At 50.9% G+C, this 19,481-nt stretch carries 15 protein-coding genes and 1 riboswitch; of the genes, 6 read left to right on the top strand and 9 right to left on the bottom strand.

Annotated elements, in window-relative coordinates:
- Positions 1–11: 11 nt before the first annotated feature.
- On the bottom strand, positions 12–1,577 hold the full coding sequence (gene fes, locus J0X00_RS02045) for an enterochelin esterase (protein ID WP_282476870.1): 1,566 nt from the start codon (positions 1,575–1,577) through the stop codon (positions 12–14).
- A gap of 316 nt (positions 1,578–1,893) precedes the next feature.
- Between fes and J0X00_RS02040 the strand changes: the two genes are divergently transcribed.
- The gene (locus J0X00_RS02040; protein ID WP_348984817.1) at positions 1,894–2,178 is read left to right on the top strand and encodes a hypothetical protein; all 285 of its coding nucleotides are present in this window, start codon (positions 1,894–1,896) and stop codon (positions 2,176–2,178) included.
- Between the two features lie 504 nt (positions 2,179–2,682).
- Positions 2,683–3,054 carry a glutathione S-transferase N-terminal domain-containing protein gene (locus J0X00_RS02035; RefSeq protein ID WP_136483630.1) on the top strand — a complete coding sequence of 124 codons (372 nt, stop codon included), beginning with the start codon at positions 2,683–2,685 and terminating at the stop codon, positions 3,052–3,054.
- Between the two features lie 225 nt (positions 3,055–3,279).
- Here J0X00_RS02035 and ribB read toward each other — a convergent pair whose 3' ends face one another.
- The 7 genes from ribB to J0X00_RS02000 form a co-directional block, all read right to left on the bottom strand.
- On the bottom strand, positions 3,280–3,936 hold the full coding sequence (ribB, locus tag J0X00_RS02030; protein WP_282476869.1) for a 3,4-dihydroxy-2-butanone-4-phosphate synthase: 657 nt from the start codon (positions 3,934–3,936) through the stop codon (positions 3,280–3,282).
- A 113-nt stretch (positions 3,937–4,049) separates the two neighbouring features.
- Positions 4,050–4,189, bottom strand: a riboswitch (FMN riboswitch).
- A 297-nt stretch (positions 4,190–4,486) separates the two neighbouring features.
- Positions 4,487–6,376, bottom strand: coding sequence for a methyl-accepting chemotaxis protein (locus tag J0X00_RS02025; RefSeq protein WP_136483632.1), 1,890 nt, complete (start codon positions 6,374–6,376; stop codon positions 4,487–4,489).
- Positions 6,377–6,576: 200 nt separating this feature from the next.
- Positions 6,577–6,804, bottom strand: coding sequence for a hypothetical protein (locus J0X00_RS02020; RefSeq protein ID WP_136483633.1), 228 nt, complete (start codon positions 6,802–6,804; stop codon positions 6,577–6,579).
- A gap of 216 nt (positions 6,805–7,020) precedes the next feature.
- Positions 7,021–8,511, bottom strand: coding sequence for a sodium/proline symporter PutP (gene putP / locus J0X00_RS02015; protein WP_136483634.1), 1,491 nt, complete (start codon positions 8,509–8,511; stop codon positions 7,021–7,023).
- A 70-nt stretch (positions 8,512–8,581) separates the two neighbouring features.
- Positions 8,582–9,280 carry an aldehyde dehydrogenase family protein gene (locus J0X00_RS02010; RefSeq protein WP_136483635.1) on the bottom strand — a complete coding sequence of 233 codons (699 nt, stop codon included), beginning with the start codon at positions 9,278–9,280 and terminating at the stop codon, positions 8,582–8,584.
- A gap of 24 nt (positions 9,281–9,304) precedes the next feature.
- Complete coding sequence (putA, locus tag J0X00_RS02005) at positions 9,305–12,424, bottom strand: bifunctional proline dehydrogenase/L-glutamate gamma-semialdehyde dehydrogenase PutA (protein WP_282476868.1); 3,120 nt, start codon at positions 12,422–12,424, stop codon at positions 9,305–9,307.
- 272 nt (positions 12,425–12,696) lie between these two features.
- Positions 12,697–13,521: an AraC family transcriptional regulator gene (locus J0X00_RS02000; RefSeq protein WP_282476867.1), complete on the bottom strand. Its 825-nt coding sequence runs from the start codon at positions 13,519–13,521 to the stop codon at positions 12,697–12,699.
- 436 nt (positions 13,522–13,957) lie between these two features.
- On the opposite strand from J0X00_RS02000, the gene J0X00_RS01995 reads away from it, so the two are divergent.
- The 3 genes from J0X00_RS01995 to J0X00_RS01985 all read left to right on the top strand — a co-directional run bounded on the left by J0X00_RS01995 (position 13,958) and on the right by J0X00_RS01985 (position 18,122).
- Entirely contained in the window at positions 13,958–15,061 is a 1,104-nt protein-coding gene (locus tag J0X00_RS01995) for a PEGA domain-containing protein (protein WP_218561642.1), read from the top strand.
- A gap of 152 nt (positions 15,062–15,213) precedes the next feature.
- The gene (locus J0X00_RS01990; protein WP_282476866.1) at positions 15,214–17,088 is read left to right on the top strand and encodes an SUMF1/EgtB/PvdO family nonheme iron enzyme; all 1,875 of its coding nucleotides are present in this window, start codon (positions 15,214–15,216) and stop codon (positions 17,086–17,088) included.
- Positions 17,089–17,405: 317 nt separating this feature from the next.
- Positions 17,406–18,122, top strand: a complete 717-nt coding sequence (locus J0X00_RS01985; protein WP_136483640.1) for a helix-turn-helix transcriptional regulator — start codon at positions 17,406–17,408, stop codon at positions 18,120–18,122.
- Between the two features lie 41 nt (positions 18,123–18,163).
- Here the strand turns inward: J0X00_RS01985 and pdxH are convergent, their stop codons facing one another.
- A complete protein-coding gene (gene pdxH / locus J0X00_RS01980; RefSeq protein WP_218561640.1) occupies positions 18,164–18,799 on the bottom strand; it encodes a pyridoxamine 5'-phosphate oxidase in 636 nt (211 codons plus the stop codon).
- Between the two features lie 304 nt (positions 18,800–19,103).
- Between pdxH and J0X00_RS01975 the strand changes: the two genes are divergently transcribed.
- Positions 19,104–19,466: a hypothetical protein gene (locus J0X00_RS01975; protein WP_282476865.1), complete on the top strand. Its 363-nt coding sequence runs from the start codon at positions 19,104–19,106 to the stop codon at positions 19,464–19,466.
- Positions 19,467–19,481: the final 15 nt, after the last annotated feature.

The following is a 19,481-nucleotide window of genomic DNA, read 5'->3' as shown; positions in this document are numbered from 1 at the left end:
CGTCCTTATAGTTAGTATTTAAAGAGCTGAATTAATCCGTGGGACAACATGACCCGCCACGAGAAGTAATCGTGTCCTCCGGAGAATTCTTCAAAGGTCACGGGGTAGCCTTTGTCTTTGAGCCCGGCATACGCAAGCCGGTTGGTCTGCAAAATTCCGCTGTCGCTTGCGCCTTGCTCAAACACACCGGCGTTAAGGTAAATCTCAATATCCTTTGTGGTCTTATCCATCAATTGCTGCGTTATCCATAACTCATCCTCCCCTTCCTGACGCCACCAGAACGAACCAGACTGACTCAATACTTTGCCAAACGATTCCGGGTGCTGGAGTGCTATCGCCAATGAGGCTAGGCCGCCAAAACTGGAACCAGAAAGAATGGTGTCTTTGGCCGCCGGACAGATTTGATGAACATGACATAAGTAAGGTTTGAACTCGCGCGCCATAAAGTCCGCAAACTCGGTATTTGGTGTCAGTTCCTTGCCACGCAGGCTGGGAAGCGGGTTGTTGATAAACACCGCTCGCATAACCGGAATTTTTTGCTGCGCAATCAGGTTGTCGAGAATCGTGGGGGTCGGCACCCGGCCCAGATAAGTCTCCCCATCGAACAAAATCAGCAGTGGTGATTGCGGCGTCAGCGCATATTTCGCATTAGGGGTATAAATGCTGATAGAACGATCATTGTTTAAGACGGCGCTGTGATAGCGGTAGTGAGTTACGCTGCCCGGCGGGTTGCCCTGCTCAAGAGTCATTTCATCGTCGGGCGCCTTGGGTAAAGTTAGAGTCGATGCGGTGCCAAAGCGTGTGTCCTCGTTGGCAAACTGAGGCTGGTGATTAAGCGGATCGGCCTGGCTGGTCGCCAGCACCGCCCTGCGTTGTTCATAACTGTTTGGTGCCAGTTGTGATGGGTCGAGTTGCGGCACATCAGGAGCAATACGATAGGAGAAGCGGGCATCATCCGGTACCGTATAACTTTTGTACCAGATATCACTGTCCGGCAGACGGCTCAGATGGGTGTGTCCGTCGTAGGGACTGCCTAGCACGCGAACGTTGGCAGCCTCTCCGCGCCACAAAAATGTAACCAGTCGCTGTCCGTCGTTTGCAGGCTCAACCAAAGGTGTACCCGAGCGTTCAATATGCTGCCAAAACTTCGTCAGTGCTCCGGCCTTATCAGTGGCGATATCACTACGTGTAGAGCGCAACAACGGGCTGATCAACTCTTGAGGCGGAGAAACCGTCTGATCATCTTTCAGTTTGAGTGTGGTCAACTCGAGCGAGATTTGCGCCGCTTGTTGTTCAAATGGATGAATTTCCAACAGATAGTCGTTTGGTCCTGGAGCCAGCCAATAAATCTCACTTTCCTGTTCTCCCTCGGCCAACAGTGACTTGATGATCTGGCCACCAGGATTGCGAATCACAGCGGATTTGAGGGGTTTATCACTACTCAGAATGCCTCGAAAATAGTTAAGTTGATTGGTTTCAATATTAATCGATACTGGTTCCGATACCTCAAATTGCCGGTTCACCGGCGTCGTTGTAAGAGAGGAGGTAACCAACACAGAGAGGAGAAGTGAGTTCAAGACAGACACCTTGCTTTAAACACAAATAATAACCATTATCATTCGCATTGTACATGATGAATTTATAAGGTAAAGCAAGCCGTCAGGTATTTATTAATAAACTAAGTGAATCTTATAAATGCAAACGATCTTGTCGTTGCTGGAGGAGCAGAATGTGAGAAGGACACACACCTTTGTGAGCTTCGCGCTCAGTCAAACGCGTTCGACACCAATTAGCCGAGATGTTGTGAAGTCACTCGAAAACGGCCTCATCACCTGCGGCGCTTGGAGACAACATACTTCATCCTTCAATGAACTTGTTGCATCTGGAGCATGTATGACTACCGCCCGCAGCCAACTAATTCGCCCGGAGATTACTCTCTACTACCACTGCGTATCGCGTTGCGTAAGACGCTCTTACCTGTGCGGCTATGACCCACTTTCCGGGCAATGTTACGAACAGCGCCGCGACTGGGTAGAACAGCGTATTCTGTCCCTGGCGCAAATATATTGTATTCGTATCTGTGCTTACGCCGTGATGAGTAATCATTACCATTTGGTCGCTTATATTGACCAAGACACTGCGGCGTCGCTGAGTAACATTGAGGTAATTGAGCGCTGAGCTGGAAAGGAAGTTTCGGCTCTGGATTGGCAGCAAACAAAAATTGCAGAACGCAAAATTAACACTCAACCGTAAACGATTGGTCGGTATTTCGATTTCGTAACATTTGCCTAACTCAGTCCCATAAACTCAACTCCTGTAAGCGTAATAAGCAGCACCATGAATAAACTCCATTCACTGCAATTTGCATCGAGTGATAATAATTTAGAGAATTTAATGCTCACATCAAGGCGTGGGTTTTGTCAATCAAGGTGACGTGTGCTGTCACTTAGAACCTATTGATGGATCTGTTCTAACCATTTGGTGTGTCCTTTAAATCATTAACTTGATTAGATCACCCAATCGTTTCATCTCATCCGCGCAGTGAGCACTCAAACCTCGGTAGCAATGATGGGCTTGCGGATTATTCATATCTGATAACGTCGTGCCTCTTATAACTCAGCAGTTTTGCCGATAGAATAACGCCGAGTTTATCCACGCATTCAAGCACGAGAGTACCCCTCAATGAAAATTTTAGTTAGTTTAATCCGCAACCTACTCGGTGGCATCATCATCGCTGGTGACTTGCTGACTCGTGGCAGTAAGAAAAAACGTCCTGCCCAGCAGCAGCAAGAAGTAAATCAGCAAACACAGAACCTCAGTTTATACCAATTTACGGCATGTCCTTTTTGCACCAAGACTCGCAGAGCTATGTATAAATTAAATTTACCGATTGAGAAACGTAATGCGTCTCAGGGTTCGAAGCACCGTCAGGAACTGCTCGAAGGTGGTGGCAAAGTCAAAGTGCCTTGCCTGCGCATTGAACAAGATGGCAAAGTGGAATGGATGTACGAGTCTTCTGAAATCATACGCTACCTGGAAACGCGATTTGCGTAACTTAGATAAAACGGTGCTTTAGGTACCGTTTTTACTTCTGTCCCGGGTTGCTGAGCATTTTTCAGTTCAGAGTGTATGCCCTCACTAATTCCTCAGATCTGCTGGGGGAGTCCCGTAAACGGGGGACTGATTGACAGGACTGTCCTGATTATAATCCTGTGTGTCCCCGAAACAGCGGGATCAAAAAGAGCGCGTCGATGCGCGCTCTTTACAGTGTAAAACGACTTAAGCCAGCTTAAGGTCGTATTGCATGCGGTACGTGACCATGTCTTCGATGGTCAGCACCGGCATGTTGTGCAGTTTACCAAATGCAACGATCTCCGGCGTTTTAGCCATAGTGCCGTCCGGGTTAGTCACTTCACACAGCACACCTGATGGCAGCAAACCAGCCATTTGCATTAGATCCACCGTGCCTTCGGTATGACCACGACGAGCCAGAACACCGCCTTTACGTGCGCGCAGCGGGAACACGTGACCAGGACGGGCCAAATCTTCCGGCTGGGCAGTCGGGTTGGCCGCCGTTTTGACTGTGGTCACGCGGTCTTTGGCAGACACACCTGTTGTCACGCCGTGACGTGCTTCAATCGAAACGGTAAACGCGGTCTGGTTTTTGCTATCGTTGACACTGACCATAGGTGGCAGCTGGAGTTTATCCGCTTGCTCATCAGTCAGACACAAACACACAATACCGCTGCCTTCGCGAATCATCAGCGCCATTTGTTCTGTCGTCAGAGTTTCTGCTGCGCAGATGATGTCACCTTCGTTCTCGCGATCTTCATCATCAAGCAACAGGACACCGCGCCCTTCACGTAAAGCTTGCAGCGCATTTTCAACACGGGTAATTGGGTCGCCGAATTCGGCAAGTAGAGATAGCTGATTCATGGTTACTCCTAAATAATGACCAGAATCAGGGCTGTTTATGAGGGATCAAAAGGCAAAAACTAAGTCACCAAATCCAAGGCGCAGGAATCCCGACGCAGGATGGCTGGTGTATTTGTCATTCTCTCTCATCCGGACTATGACCGTCGGCTCTGGCGTCTCACCAGATCTGCTGACCTCGATTGCTCGAGCGCTCGTGGGCTCACCCTTAGGGTATACCACCGGTGGGGAATTTCGCCCCGCCCTGAGAATAATATTCAAATTAAACTGTATACAACTTCAGCCGAGTATTTCAACCTGAAGCTGACGGCTATGGTAGTGCTTTCATAGCCGATTGAAAAGTAGTGCAACAGTGAAATTTAGCAAAAAGTAATAGAAGCTATTACTGGCTACCATTATTGCCACAACTTGATATTGGCCAAGTTAATCAGTGCGACTTATTTTGATATTTTCGCGACCTTTGCTTTTAATCACACCACTGTGAACGATTACTCACGACGAAAAAAGGGCACCGATAGTGCCCTGATTCGTCCATGGTGGTGAAGACTTCGCGTTAAAGTCGGAAACGGGAAATCTCCTGATCCAGCTCCTGAGCCAAATTGTGCAGCGATTTGGCCTGCTGCACCGCATCGGTTGCTTCACTGGCCAGTTGGTCACTCACTTCACGAACAGATTCGGTATTGCCGTTGATATCTGCGGTAACCAGAGATTGCTCTTCTGCAGCTGAAGCTATCTGCGTGGCCATATCGCTGATCAGTTGAATCGCTTCACTGATCGCCTGCAGGCTGTCGCCCGTCAGATTGACGTCCTCCACACTGGTTTCGACCAGACGATGACTGTCCGTCATCACACTTACGGCCTTGGCGGTCGCTTTTTGCAGCCCTTCAATCTTGGTCTGAATTTCTTCCGTCGACGAGTGGGTGCGCTGTGATAACACCCGTACTTCGTCGGCAACCACAGCGAAACCACGGCCCTGATCGCCGGCCCGGGCCGCTTCGATTGCCGCGTTCAGCGCCAGCAGGTTGGTCTGCTCAGCAATAGAACGAATCGTCGACAAGATGGTGGAGATCTCATTCGCCTGCGCTTCCAGGTCGCCGATAATATTGACCGCACCATTAAGCTCTTGCGCTAGCTGATCGATAGACTGTTTGCTTTGCTGCATCTGTTGGTAACCACGCGCACCAAGATCGACCGATTCATTGGCCTGCTTAGCGGTATTGTCAGCATTACCGGCAATTTCTGCTGTGGCAGAGGCCATCTCAGTCACCGCGGTCGCCACCATGGTAATTTCATCCTGCTGGGTGCGGATGCGCTCTCCGCGCTGCCCTGCCGAACGCGCTGCATGATTGGCGCCCTCATTCAGAGCCACGGAAACAGAGTGAACGTTTTTCACCATCACGTGCAGACGGTCAACAAACTTGTTGAACTTGTCAGCCAGAATACCCACTTCGTCTTCGCTTTTAACGTCGAGGCGACGAGTCAGATCACCGTCGCCCTCGGCAATATCGCTCAATGCCGCCGTAATATTACCGAGTTCATTCAGCTGGCGCGCTACAAACCAGGAAGTAATCAGCGCCATCACCAGCAAAATGCCCAGACCAATCAGCAACTGAGTCGTCAGCAAGCTATTCAGCGGCTGCGCCAACACAGCTTTATCCATCACCATGACCAGGGTCCAGTCGGTATTATCAATACTCTGGGCCATCAGCAGCTTCTCACGGCCATCAATGGTCAGATCGAGGGGAGTGTTTTGCTTAGCGGCCTCGTTCAATGCCGACGCACTAAATCCCGTCGCCATATCCTGAGTGGGTTTAAGGATCAGCTCTTTATTCGGGTGCGCGACGATATTACCTTTCTGATTGACCAGAATGGCATAACCTTTACCCGGAACCGGAATGGCCAACACGTCCTCAATCAGTTTGTTCAAGGCGAGGTTGGATGCCGCAACACCGGCGAACTGACCATTAATGCGTACAGGATCAGCCAGAGTCACAACCAGGGTCTGCATAGTGACACTGACATAAGGATCGGTAGTAATAGGCTGGCCGGCTTGTTTGGCTTGTTGGTACCAGCCGCGCTCACGGGGATCGTAACCGGCTTTGTTGAGTGACGGGTCCTGGCGATACATTTCGCCCTGTTCATTGCCGTAATAGCTCAGGCCAAATGAACCGGACTGCAAAGTCTGGCGTAAATGCGGAACCAGATCGAGTTGCGGATTAGCTTCAATTTCCTCACGCAAGCCTTGCAGTGCGTGTTGCTTATCAGCAAACCAATCGCCGATACCTTTAGCGTGGGCACGCAGGGTGTTGCGACTTTCACTTTCAATCGCACGCCAACTGTCCTGCTGAAACATATGATAACTGGCGATCACCAGAGCGATTGCCGTCAAGCCAATCGCAACCACCACAGAGAAAACCATTTTTCTCTTCAAACTTAACCGCATTGCTCTACCTCTATTTGTTATTTCACTGCGTGAATAACATACAGATTAGCGGAAAGGCCCGGGTTTACGTAGCGAAACATGCGGCCAGAGCAGGCAGGACACGCACGGGTATTCAATAAGGTGATCCTGCTCGAAGTATCAACAGATAAATTAACAGAACGCAGTTAATTGACCGCAATAGCCGTCAATTTTTCACATTGTCAAATAACCCGTGCGCGGGAAAAATCCGCTTCGGACAGCTCAGACGGTTGATTACACACTCGGCAGAAACCGCGTTTCTCCATCTTGTAATAATGCTCACCATTAACGAGCGCAGACATGAATTGCTGGAACCCCTGCCATCCTGACGACACTTCCGTCTGACAACGCCTCATTACAACTTTGTGCGGTGTGGTTTTTCGACAACAGCTGCAATACGCTTCTGGCATGGGAATTCCTCCTGTTAAGTTACTCAATTAATTACAATTGACGCAGTTTGAATCGATTGGTTCCATTGTCCCAAACTTTCCTTTTTAAATTGTGAGCCAAGTACAAAAATTAACACCCCAAGTACGAACTGTTTCTGCTATGACCGCTCGCTGACACAGGTACAAAAAAGCCTCACATCGGTGAGGCTTTGTTCAGTCATGTCAACTTAAGGCTGCTTAGTCGAGCTCAATCAAGTGCTTTTTGAATGTCTTGTGCTGCTCTTGAACCGTGACTTCCGGCTCACCAGTTGTCAGGCTGACAACCACAATGGCAAGCACAGAGAAGATGATTCCCGGAACGATTTCGTACACATCAAACCAACCGCCCGAAAGCTGCTTCCAAACCACGATAGTGATACCACCCACCAGAATACCGGCCAATGCACCGTTACGGTTCATACGAGACCAGTAAAGGCTCAGTACCAGTGCCGGGCCAAACGCGGCACCGAAACCTGCCCAGGCGTAAGAAACCAGACCCAGTACCGAACTGTCAGGCGTCATCGCCAGGACCAGAGCAATCACAGAAATCAGGATAACTGCCAGGCGACCAACACGAACAATCTCTTCTGATGTCGCATCTGTTTTGAATACTTGCTTGTAGAAGTCTTCTGCCAGTGCTGATGATGAAACCAGCAGTTGTGAGTCCGCTGTACTCATGATTGCCGCCAGAATCGCCGCCAGCAGGATACCCGCAACAACCGGATGGAATATCGCGTTCACCAGCAGCATGAAGATTTTTTCGCCGTCATCCAGTTGCAGACCACCAGTATTAGTGACGTAAATCAGACCAACCAGACCCACCAGCATAGCGCCAACCATTGACAGGCCCGTCCACAGAACCGCAATACGGCGCGCTGTGGTCAGATCTTTGTTGGAACGGGTGGCTTTAAAACGTGCCAGAATGTGTGGCTGACCGAAATAGCCAAGACCCCAGGCAACCAGAGAAATAATGGCGATACCGCTCAGTGGTTCGCCTTTTACGTCGTTCCACATGGTCAGCAGTTGCGGGTTGATTGCCACAAGATCGTGGTCAAGTTTCATCAGACCGCCATCCATCGCCGCAATCGGCACGATCAGCAGTGCGGCAGACATCAGCAGACCTTGTACCAGGTCAGTCCAGGATACCGCCAGGAAACCACCGAACAGCGTATAAGACACCACACAGATGGTACCAATGATGACCGCTGTGGTGTAATCCAGACCGAATACCGTTTCAAACAGTTTGCCGCCTGCAACCAGGCCTGAACTGGTGTAGAAAAGGAAAAACAAAAGGATGAAAAACGCTGAAATAGTTTGAATCAGTTTCGATTTGTCATTAAAACGACGTGACAGAAACTCTGGCAAAGTAAGGGCATCGGTGGTGATACTGTAAGTACGCAGACGCTTCGCCGTCACCAGCCAGTTCAACCAGGTACCGGCCAGCAGACCACCCGCTAGCCAGAAGGCTTCAATACCCGCCGCGTAAGCATAACCCGGCAGACCCAGCAGCAACCAGCCACTCATATCAGATGCACCCGCTGAAAGTGCAGCAGGCCACGGACCTAAAGAGCGGCCACCCAAAAAGTAATCAGACGAGTTTTTCGTTCGCTGATACGCATATACCCCAATCGCCAACATCAAAATGAGGTAGACGATAAAGGTGCTCGTAATGGCAAAACCATTTTCCATTGATATGTCCTCTTGTATAAGATCGCCTTCCATGTCCCCCACCAAGAGTGGGGGAGTACTTCAGAAAGGTTTAGTGGGCCTCGTTTCCAAGCTCGAGCAAGGTCGCGTTACCACCCACTGCTGTTATATTTATTGTGCGCGTGCGTTCGGTAATAAAACGCAGCACTAAATGTGGATCGTTCGCCACCGGCAGGTGGGCCAAATCCGTTTCAGACACCAGGCTGACAATCGCCCCCTGGCGTTTGGCTAACTGACGGTTGAGGTTACGCTCAACCGACGTTGTTCCGACATAGCCCATGCAACGGATATCTGAATCCATCAATTGCTGATAAGCATCCAGAGTAGCAAATTGCAGCAGGTTGGCCGGAATTGTTGACTGCTGGTAAGCAGCCTTCAATGCGGCTGTCAGCTCAGTGTCGTCACTGCAAAGCACGACGCTGTTGCCTGCGATTAACGCAGCACATAACTGAGCAGCGACAGCCAGTCTTGCTTCATTACTGCTGTCGTCGTGAACGACCAGGGCAACACCGCGCCCTGCAGTATAAAGTTCGTTGGTTTCTCCGGTCGGGCCATTAAGCAGATGCGGTTGCGCCAGCATAGTGGCCGCCTGACGAAGATGAAAAGCAAACACACCCGCCACTGCCGGCATCGTGCGTTGCAAATTATTTTTCAATGACTGCAATGACTCATTTTTTGAGTCAAAACCGGTCAGATTCCAGTTTTCCCAAGCCGAAAAAGCGTCAGAAAAACGAGTTACTTGATGCACCATGGTCTATCTCCTTCGCTGATTCGATTAGCTGTACTGAACTTGAGTAAAACGGTACAGGTAGTGCGGGCCACCTGCTTTTGGTCCGGTGCCGGACAAACCCTGGCCACCAAACGGCTGTACGCCAACCACAGCCCCCACCTGGTCGCGGTTGATGTAGCAGTTACCCACGCGAGCATGTTTTTCAATCCAGCGATAGGTGGTTTCATTACGGCTATGGATACCCATAGTCAAACCAAAACCGGTATCGTTGATTTGTTGTACCACCTGCGTCAGCTCACTCGCTTTAAAGCGAACAATGTGCAGGACAGGGCCAAACTGCTCTTCAGTCAGACAATCAATCCCTGAGATTTCAAACGCGCTTGGCGCAACAAAATCACCATGGGCGCAAGCCTCACCCAGCTCAAGCTGAGCCACTTTTTTCTGACTCTGACTCATACGTTCAATATGTGCCAGCAACCCTTGTTTCGCTTTGCCGTCAATCACAGGGCCCACATCCGTGCTGTGCAGGTAAGGTGTGCCCACAGACAGCTCCTGCATCGCTCCTTTAATCAGACCGATGATACGGTCAGCCACGTCCTGCTGAACAAACAGCACACGCAGCGCCGAACAGCGCTGACCGGCAGAGGCAAAGGCAGAGCGCAGCACATCACGCACCACTTGCTCCGGCAAGGCGGTACTGTCGACAATCATCGCGTTCTGGCCACCGGTTTCGGCGATAAACGGCACCGGATCCGCATCACGTTCCGCCAGAGTCTGGTTGATCCGCTGCGCTGTCGCAGTTGAGCCGGTAAAGGCCACGCCAGCGATCGCGCTGTGCGAGGTCAGCGCACCACCGATAGCAGCGCCACGTCCCGTCAGCAGTTGAATCACCCCGCCCGGGAAACCGGCTTCCAGCATCAGTTCAACCGCGCGAGCCGCAATCAGACTGGTTTGCTCGGCAGGTTTCGCCACCACCGTATTACCCGCGACCAAAGCGGCAGTGATCTGGCCAAGGAAAATGGCCAGCGGGAAGTTCCACGGACTGATACAGACAAACACGCCGCGCCCTGTACGGGTCACCTGGCGGCTCTGGCCGTCGAATCCTTGCAGCGTAAACGCCGCCAGATCATCAATTCGTTGGGCATAGTAACGGCAGAAATCCACCGCTTCACGCACTTCATCAATCCCGTCATGAACGGTTTTACCGGCTTCCTGATGACACAGTGCCACCAGCTCGGCCAGATTGGCTTCCAGCAGATCCGCCAGTTTGTCCAGTTTCTCGGCGCGCTGACTAGCCGGAGCTTGACTCCATTGCGCAAACGCTGCCTGAGCAATCTCGATCGCTTCGGAAACATGATCAAGGTTGGCATGCATTACCTGGCCCACTTCGATCCGGCGATCATACGGTGCCGTCACGATCTCGGGCTGCTCTTCAGCCTTGATCATGCTTTCGAACTGAGACTGACCATTAATGATCGGCGCCGCCTGCCACTGCTTGCTCAAAAACGCATTGACCTGATCTTCGAACGGCTTAGCTTCACTTTCAATATCAATATTGACGCCGTAAGAGTTCGCTCGCTGGTTAAAGATTTGCGGCGGTAACGGGATCTGGCGGTTATCCAATGACTCATACTCAAGCAACATATCAACCGGGTGCTGAGTCAAGGTGTTGATCGGGCAACGAGCATCAACCAGACGATGAACGAATGAGCTGTTGGCACCGTTTTCCAACAGACGGCGCACCAGATACGGCAGCAGATCTTTGTGACTGCCCACCGGCGCATAGATACGGACCGATTGCTTGTAGGTCGCCATGACATGGTTGTACAAAGCATCACCCATGCCGTGCAGACGCTGGAACTCAAAATCTTTATGCTGAGCCATCACTGCAATCGCGGTAACGGTCTGCGCGTTATGACTGGCAAACTGCGGAAACAGATTACCGCGCACCTGCTCGCTGAGCAAAAAACGTGCACAAGCCAGATAAGAGACATCGGTCGCTTCTTTACGGGTATAAACCGGATAACCGGTATAGCCGCTCTGCTGTGACCATTTGATCTCGCTGTCCCAGTATGCTCCTTTCACCAGACGCACCGGGATAAGATCGCCCTGCTCTTTTGCCAGTGCAGTCAGCCACACCAGTACAGGCAACGCACGTTTGGAATACGCTTGTACCACCAGGCCAAACTTACCCCAACCCTTAACTTTGTCGCTGCGATACACTTTCTCAAACAGTTCCAGTGACAACTCAAGACGATCTGCTTCTTCGGCATCAATGGTGATCGCCACATCCAGTTCGATCGCTTTGTCCAGCAGCTGGATCAAGGTGTTATACAACTCACTCATCACCCGGCTGTGGTTTGCCACTTCATAACGCGGGTGCAGAGCAGAAAGTTTGATCGATACCGATGGCGCCGGGCTGGTCTCCAGTCCGTACTTGTCGCGGCCCACCGCTTCAATCGCCATCAGGTAATCCTGAAAATATTTATCCGCATCCGCCGTCGTCAGCGCCGCTTCACCCAGCATATCAAATGAGTAGGTGAAACCTTTATCACGCATCACGCGGCCGTTTTTCTGCGCTTCTTTGATGTTACGCCCCAGAACAAACTGATGGCCCATCACCTTCATCGCCTGATGCATCGCTTTGCGGATCACCGGCTCACTGAGTTTATTGACCAGGCGATTCACTGCCTGAACCGGGCTGGTGCTCTGGCTATCAGACAGGCCGACCACTTTCCCGGTCAGCATCAGACCCCAGGTTGATGCGTTGACAAACACAGAATCAGAATTCTTCAAATGAGATTTCCAGTCCGCCACACCCAGACGATCTTTGATGAACGCGTCCGCGGTCTCAGTATCCGGAATGCGCATCAGCGCTTCCGCCAGACACATCAGCAGAATACCTTCCTGGGTATCCAGGCTATATTCCAGCAGCAACGCATCAATCATCTGAATCGCTTTTTTGTCTTTACGAATCGCTTCGATCAATTGCGTCGTTTTGACCGCCATCGAGGTTTTTTCGTCCTCACTTGGCGTCGCCAAAGGCAGAAGCTGTTTGAGCCATTGGGTTTCGTCCACCATGTAAAGTGGCGAGATCTGTGACCAAAGTTGGTTAAGCGGCTGCTCAACAAACTCAGCGTTCAACACATCAGTTGCAGTAAACATGCGTTTTCCTCAATCTCATACCCGATATCCGTTGAGTCGGGTTTTCCTACAATGGCTCGCAGTGTATTTTGAGCGCGTCGAGAATACTTGTCAAAAACTCCGAGCTTTTTGCCAAAAACTTGGCTTTTTAACAAAACAAAAACAGAATCACAGCATTATTTATAAAATAAAATGCTGTTCATTTAGCTTATTACGCAAATAAATAACCCGGCGTTGATGGATTCACGCCGGGTTATAGAATAATTCTCATTAAAACTGGAGTTTTGTAGTGATTAGTTGCGGCACGTCTTTTTGTAGCGCGACGGAGAAATGCCCTGCAGACGGGAAAAAGTATGGGTAAAGGTGCTCTGGTTGGAAAAACCGCTTAACTCAGCAACCTGACCAAGTGTTAAATTTCCATTTTCCATCAATGACTTGGCCATATCCACGCGTTTTCCGAGCACATACTGATGCGGCGTGATGCCCATCTGTTCTTTAAACAGCATATGAAACTGACTTTCGCCGAGAAACACGCTGCCAGCCAGTTGCGCCACCGAAATGCGTCGGCTGATATGCTGTTCGATGTAGCGATCGATGGCATCAAGATCAAAGCGCGACTCTTTCCGCTGGGCATCAAATGCCGAAATATGGCGCTGCAGAAGTGCCAGCACCGTATCACTGCATGCCCGGCTGAGCAGCATATCATCCGGACTGCTTTGCATTTCCTGCACCAGCATCTGAACCAGTTTCTGAATCTGGTTATCGAGCTTAAAATAGGTATCCTGACCTGTCAGCTCATTGAGCTTGTGCAATGTGAGCGGATCATCGTCGCACGGCTGAGGCATATTGAGCACCAGAATGTCGGATTGCCCGACTATGCCACCAAACGCATGGCCGGTGCCAGAAGTCACCACGCAGCCCTGACCAGGATTAACAATATTCCCCATTCCGCCGACTTCGAATTCGGCCTGGCCTTTAAGGCCGATAACTATCTGGGTGTAGCTGTGATCATGACAGTGCATGTAAGAAGGCAAAGTGATCAATTGCGCCGGACGCGGCGACAAAAGTTTGGCTCTTTGCTCGCTGATGAGCGAATTGGCTGAAGATAACGTACTCATGATCATTCTACCCGACGAAACAGACATGCATTTTATTACAATTTTATCATAAGCGACAATCTGTGCTGCGTCAGCACACTTATAAGCAATCTGGCGCACATTTAAATTTTGCCGTAAAGCCGGCGTGGGTTTTGTCGCACAACCGGAACAATGATCAAGTGCACATAAATTACGGTCAATGTGTGTTCAATCAGGAAAACGGTAAACCAGATCGGAAATCGGTGCTTGCATATTTCGATAATCTGCTCAAAATGGAGTTTGCAGAGTTATAAGATTCACAAAATCAGCGACCTAGTGTCAGATGAATGTGACTTTTCCGCCAGAGAGCTGGCAATTTGCATGGCCAGAGCCAGGGTATTAAGCCATTTAATACCGCTGTCAAAAGTTTGTCTTTCCCACTGCTTGCAGTGGATTCATATAAATGTTGCAGGGACCTATGATCAAACATCGCCTCCCAGCGCTACTGCTTGCGCTAAGCCCAGTTTGGGTATCAGCATCGGTGTACGCGGATGAAGTTACACAGGTCGATCCTGTGACCGCCATCGATGAAAAAATCAGTACAAAACAGAGCGAAATTGATGCTATCGCATCTGAGTTCGACACTGAAAGTTCAATGCTTCAACAGCTTAAAAACGACCAGGCTCGCCTGAAGCGTAATGGCGACGAGCTGGATGCCAAGCGTAACCGCGCGAAGTCGGCTCTGGATAAACAGTACAGCCGCTTGCTGGAAGACCCGGAGACCGATCTGATTACTTTCCAGAAGCAGTATCAGGACGCCTGGGCAGCAGTCAAACAGAATCAGTCAGAACAGCTGTCTAACCAACAGGCCATCGCCGAAAGTGAAATGCGCCTCTCTCAGCTTAAGCAGAAACAAGCGCGCCTGAAAACCGAATACACCAACCTCGAAGAGAGCAAGATCGAGGCACGGGTAAAACGCCTTGAAGCCGAACTGCGCGAAAGTGCTGTCGTGGAAACCAGCTATAAAACCACCTGTTCCACCACGATGACACTGGGTGAATGTTCCAGCCAGGGCCTGCACCTGACCAAACAAAAAGCGGTCAAAACCTTCCGTGCCCAGTTGCTCGACAGTCTGAGTGAGTCAGTGATCGCTAAGCAAAATCTCAGTGGTGTCGAGCTGAACATTCACGTTCAGGACAGCCAGATTCAGCGGGCCGGATTTGAAGGCAACAGCGAGTACTTTACTCAGATGCAGGCACAGTTGCAGGCCAAACCGGAAGCAGTCGCAGCGTGTAAAATGCTCAATGTTTCCAGCCGTTACTGTCTGCAGGGCGCCGCTGAAAGCAAAAGCAGTAAGCAGAGCAAGGCGTGGGCCAACGTCACGGTACGCTCAGATCAATACAATGATTCCGTCACCATCAATGGCATCAACTATGGCAGCACGCCGGTTGAAATCGTTCTGCCGGCAGGTCGCCACCAGGTGACCGTAGCCAAAGACGGTTTCGAAAGTTACAACCGCGTGATCACCGTCAACGGTAATGACACGGTGTGGGTTAAACTCAGACCCAATAAAGACAGCTGATAAAACGGACTGACTGCCTTGGCTGCGCCATTACCGCCTGTCGCGATAACGCCATTTTGTCATCAGGTTACTGAAAGCTAATTGATGACAAGATGGCGTTTACATTTAGAATAGCGTCAGGATTTGTTCAATTTTAACTGAAGTAGACACTCATGCGACAAGGTTTACCCGCTCTGTTATTTGCACTTTCGCCATACATGCTCGCAACACCTTTGATGGCAGAACAAGCTTCGGCATCCGACGTTGTCAATGTATCCAACGTGGCCAATAGTTCCAACGTGGCGAGTAGCTCCAGCGTAGTCGCCATCGACGATGCGCTGTTCAGCCAGCACAGCGCATTGCGTGAGGCCCAAAAGAGCACTCAGGCTCAGCAAACGGCTGCAGACAATCAGCTCAGTGAGGTCAACCGCCTGACGCAGCAGGCTGCCAAGCTCGACAAAGCGCTGCAGCAGGCCAAAGCCACTCTGGCGAAGCAGTATCAGGCGATGATCAATGAGCCGGATCTGGATATCTCTGCGGCTCAGAATGCCTATCAGGCAGCCTGGGCTGAGGTGAAACAGAATCAACAGGCACGTCTGCAAGCAGAGCAGCAACTTCAGGAACAGCAATCCGCGCTGAGCGAGGCCAAAGCCGCACAGCAATTAATTGAGCAGAAAATCGCCCGGCTTGCTGAAGACAAAGTACGCGCCCGGGTTGAACAGCTGAGAAACGAACTGAAACGTGAAGGCGAGCAGACGGTCAGTTTCACCAACGCCTGCCAGGCCGACATGACCCTGGCCCAGTGTGCCCAACAGACCACGGATCTGGCGCTGCAAAAAGCAGTCACCCAGTATCAAAGCTGGCTGCTCGATCAAACCACAGAATCCAAACAGGTCAGACAGCATCTGGGGGATGTCGCGCTCAATATTCACGTGCTGAGCCATAAAGTCAGCGATGCCGGTTTCTTTGACGGCAGCCGATTCAGAACCGTGATCGCCGCGCAGCTGAATGCCCGCCCGGCGGAAAATACCCCATGTAAACTGCTGGACGTCGAATCACAGTACTGTTTTGCACCCGGAGATAGCGCACAGCCCCAACCACAACAAGAAGTCGCCTGGGTCAATTTGCTGATACGCTCGAACCAGTACCAGGATTCCGTTTCAGTGGATGGCGTCAGCTACGGCAGCACACCCGTCGATATTATGCTGCCGGTCGGCAGTCACATGATTACGGTGGCCAAAGAGGGCTACCGTGCCTTCCATCAGGAACTGAGTATCAACTCGGACCATACGCTGCGTGCTGTGCTGCGCGAGCAGGCTAACCCGCTTAAAGCGGGACATACTTTTGCCGACTTGCTGAAAGGCGATGTCAAAGCGCCGCAAATGGTCACATTACTGAGCGGCGAATACCTGCTGGGTGAGAATGCATCGCGTCAGGTTCACCTTGATCATGCTTTCGCAGTCAGCGCCACACCGGTAACCGTGGCTCAGTTTGAAACCTTCGTTAACCAGACCGGCTATCAGACCGATGCCGAATTGCAAAAACTCTGCATTACGGTCGATAAGGCGGAAGTCGCACCGATGCCGGGCAGTTACTGGCGCAATCCTGGCTTTAAGCAGTCAGGGCAATCCCCGGTGGTATGTATCAGCCAGAACGATGCCAAGGCTTATACTCAATGGCTGTCACAACAAACCGGCTTCCATTATCGCCTGCCAAGTGAAGATGAATGGGAAGCAGCCGCCCGCGCTGGCAGTAAAACAGCGTACTGGTGGGGTGAGCGTTTTGGCAGCGGAAAAGCCAATACTGGCTGGGGCGGTACACCGTGGTCAAACAAGAGCACTTCTCCGGTCGGCGCTTTTGCTGCTAACCCACTGGGGCTCTATGATGTCGTCGGTAACGTCTGGCAATGGACCACAGATACACGTGGCCTGGCGAAAGGCGGCGCCTGGAGCTTCTCTCCGGAGATGGCTAAAGCGGACAGTCAGCTGTTTATTGCCCCTTCCGCGGCCGCTAATTACGTTGGCTTCCGGGTTTTACGTGAACTGTAACGCAACTATTTGCGCAAAATAGCCAAAAGGGGGGATTTCCCCCCTTTTGCGTTACTGGCAGCTTTAATATAGTTGTCGCCAGGCGTTAAGGGTCCCTTGACGCCGGGTATCTTATTGATGCCTCTGTGTTTTCGGCAGACCCTCGCTGAATTCATAGAACCTCTTCTACACGTCGACAAGATATGTTTCTTGTATTTGTGCCAGCCCGTCTTCAGGCTGGCTTTTTTTATGTTTTCGTCCCGTAAACCCGCACTGAGTACTTACTTTAACCCACCACCTTGGTATCATAATCCGGTTGCATACAAGGGAATTATGTTGTGTCAAATCCACTCACCGCAGAACAGTTATCACTGTTTCAACAGTTACCCGGTTACTGGGGCTGTAAAGATCTGAACTCTGTTTTTGTTTATGCCAATGAGGCCTATTCTGCGCTGATCGGTGTGGAGAGCATGCAGCACTGTGTTGGTCTGACCGATTTTGATATGCCAAGTCCGACCGTGGCCTGTGCCGCTGATTTTCAGGAGCAGGATCGCTACGTGATCAAAACCGGCCGTTCACTGAAAGTGCTCGACATCCACCCATACCCGGATGGTCGCTGGCATGCTCACATCTTTACCAAAAGCCCGTGGCGCGATGCACAGGGTCAAGTCCGCGGCACCATTTTTTACGGCCAGGAACTGACAGATACCGCTATTCTTGAAGTCGGACACTGGGTATGTCGCGTAACAGGCTTAAGCTCAGCGCTCAAAAGTGCCAATCATGATGACTTGCAACTGCCCAAGCTCACAACCCGTGAATCGGAAACTCTGTTTCTGTTGCTATACGGCAAAAAACCGCAACACATCGCGCGCGTGATGGGAATTTCAATCAAAACCGTGGAAGGCTACGAGGCACGCCTGCGCACCAAATTCGGTGTCCCCAGTAAAGAGAGCCTGCTCGACCGGGCTCTGGACCTCGGTTTTGGCTCGGTGATCCCGCAAACCCTACTTAAAACCCAGCTTTCCGTGGTGCTGAACAACGAACACGCCGCATAAAGCGGCGTGTGAAAACGATATGACCAAGCAAAGCGTGTCGGCTACGGTGCGAGACGATCCACGTCCCAACCGTTCTCCTGACGGGTGTAAATGAAACGGTCGTGCAGGCGATGTTCGCCACCCTGCCAGAACTCAATGCTGTGCGGACGAATCCGGAAGCCGCCCCAGAAACTCGGTACCGGGATCTCACCTTTAGCAAACTTCTGTTTCAGCTCAAGGTACTTGCCTTCCAATACGCCACGGGCAGAAATACGGCTGCTCTGATGGCTGGCGATCGCCGCAATCTGGCTCTCTTTCGGACGTGAGGTAAAATACTTGATGTTTTCCAGCGCGCTGAGTTTTTCTGCCGTACCCGTAATATGGACCTGGCGCTCAAGCGGGTGCCACGGGAAATGCAGGCTGATTTTGTTATTGTGCTGGATATGTTGCGCTTTGCGGCTGGCCAGGTTGGTATAAAACACGAAACCGTCAGTTTCGACATTTTTCAGCAGCACAATACGTTGAAATGGCTGACCCTGTTCATCCACTGTGGCAACTGTCATCGCGGTCGGATCGGTTAACTTCGCGTCGATCGCCTGCTGCAGCCATAAATTAAACTGTTGCACCGGATCGGCCAGCAAGTCTTTGCGGCGCAAACCGCCTTGAATGTATTCACGGCGAATGTCTGAAAGTTCCATTTCTACTCCTCGTTATTTTTTGCCGATTGTGCGCCTATACGACGTATAACTCAAGCCACGACAAGTGAAAGCCTGTATCGATCACTTCACACTCTGTGACAGTTGCACGGCTCTTAACGTATTCCCCGCTTAAACGACAAGAAACGGTCTAAACTTTAACCACGCGCAATAATCTTGAGCAGCAGCGCTCCGAAGTCAGCAATACCATCAATACGATCGGACTGGCATTGGCTCCTTATCTGGAAAATAAAGATAGCGTAGCCGCTGAATCGGTGATCCGCTACCAAGCCCGGACAAGACCGCAGTGGCCGCCTCTAACGCCAACCCTGAACTTGATTATGGTTTTATCGCCAGCTCCGATAATCAGTTAGTGCTGGGTAAGCAACAGTGGAAAGCTTTGGTCGAAGAAGCTATTCAGCACGACTGGTTTACGTTCCGTTTCCAGGCCGCCAACGACGAATCACAACACACGTTTCACCGTGAAGTGTGTTCTGCGCTTGAAAAAGATCATGTCCGATACAGCGCGAACCAGTATCTTTTCGCGCTGGAGCAACTGCACGCCACTCATCTGTTTGATGAATATGTGTTGCAGACCATGGTCGATAAACTGCAATCCGCTGAGCCGCTCTTTCATACACCTGCCTACAGCAACTCAGCCCGAAAATGATTGGGGGAAAATGAC

The organism is Vibrio sp. ABG19, assembly GCF_029962385.1.
Taxonomy (GTDB): Bacteria; Pseudomonadota; Gammaproteobacteria; order Enterobacterales; family Vibrionaceae; genus Vibrio; species Vibrio ostreae.
Note: the sequence above shows the minus strand (reverse complement) of the source record. Positions and strands in the feature narration are given on the sequence as shown.

What these genes read in the sequence shown, in the direction of transcription:
- J0X00_RS02040 (WP_348984817.1), top strand. Translation starts at nt 1,894, where the DNA reads ATGACTACCGCCCGCAGCCAACTAATTCGCCCGGAGATTACTCTCTAC.
- pdxH (WP_218561640.1), bottom strand. Translation starts at nt 18,799, where the DNA reads ATGGAACTTTCAGACATTCGCCGTGAATACATTCAAGGCGGTTTGCGC.
- J0X00_RS02020 (WP_136483633.1), bottom strand. Translation starts at nt 6,804, where the DNA reads ATGCCAGAAGCGTATTGCAGCTGTTGTCGAAAAACCACACCGCACAAA.
- putP (WP_136483634.1), bottom strand. Translation starts at nt 8,511, where the DNA reads ATGGAAAATGGTTTTGCCATTACGAGCACCTTTATCGTCTACCTCATT.
- J0X00_RS01990 (WP_282476866.1), top strand. Translation starts at nt 15,214, where the DNA reads ATGCGACAAGGTTTACCCGCTCTGTTATTTGCACTTTCGCCATACATG.
- J0X00_RS02000 (WP_282476867.1), bottom strand. Translation starts at nt 13,521, where the DNA reads ATGAGTACGTTATCTTCAGCCAATTCGCTCATCAGCGAGCAAAGAGCC.
- J0X00_RS01995 (WP_218561642.1), top strand. Translation starts at nt 13,958, where the DNA reads ATGATCAAACATCGCCTCCCAGCGCTACTGCTTGCGCTAAGCCCAGTT.
- ribB (WP_282476869.1), bottom strand. Translation starts at nt 3,936, where the DNA reads ATGAATCAGCTATCTCTACTTGCCGAATTCGGCGACCCAATTACCCGT.
- putA (WP_282476868.1), bottom strand. Translation starts at nt 12,424, where the DNA reads ATGTTTACTGCAACTGATGTGTTGAACGCTGAGTTTGTTGAGCAGCCG.
- J0X00_RS02010 (WP_136483635.1), bottom strand. Translation starts at nt 9,280, where the DNA reads ATGGTGCATCAAGTAACTCGTTTTTCTGACGCTTTTTCGGCTTGGGAA.
- J0X00_RS02035 (WP_136483630.1), top strand. Translation starts at nt 2,683, where the DNA reads ATGAAAATTTTAGTTAGTTTAATCCGCAACCTACTCGGTGGCATCATC.
- J0X00_RS02025 (WP_136483632.1), bottom strand. Translation starts at nt 6,376, where the DNA reads ATGCGGTTAAGTTTGAAGAGAAAAATGGTTTTCTCTGTGGTGGTTGCG.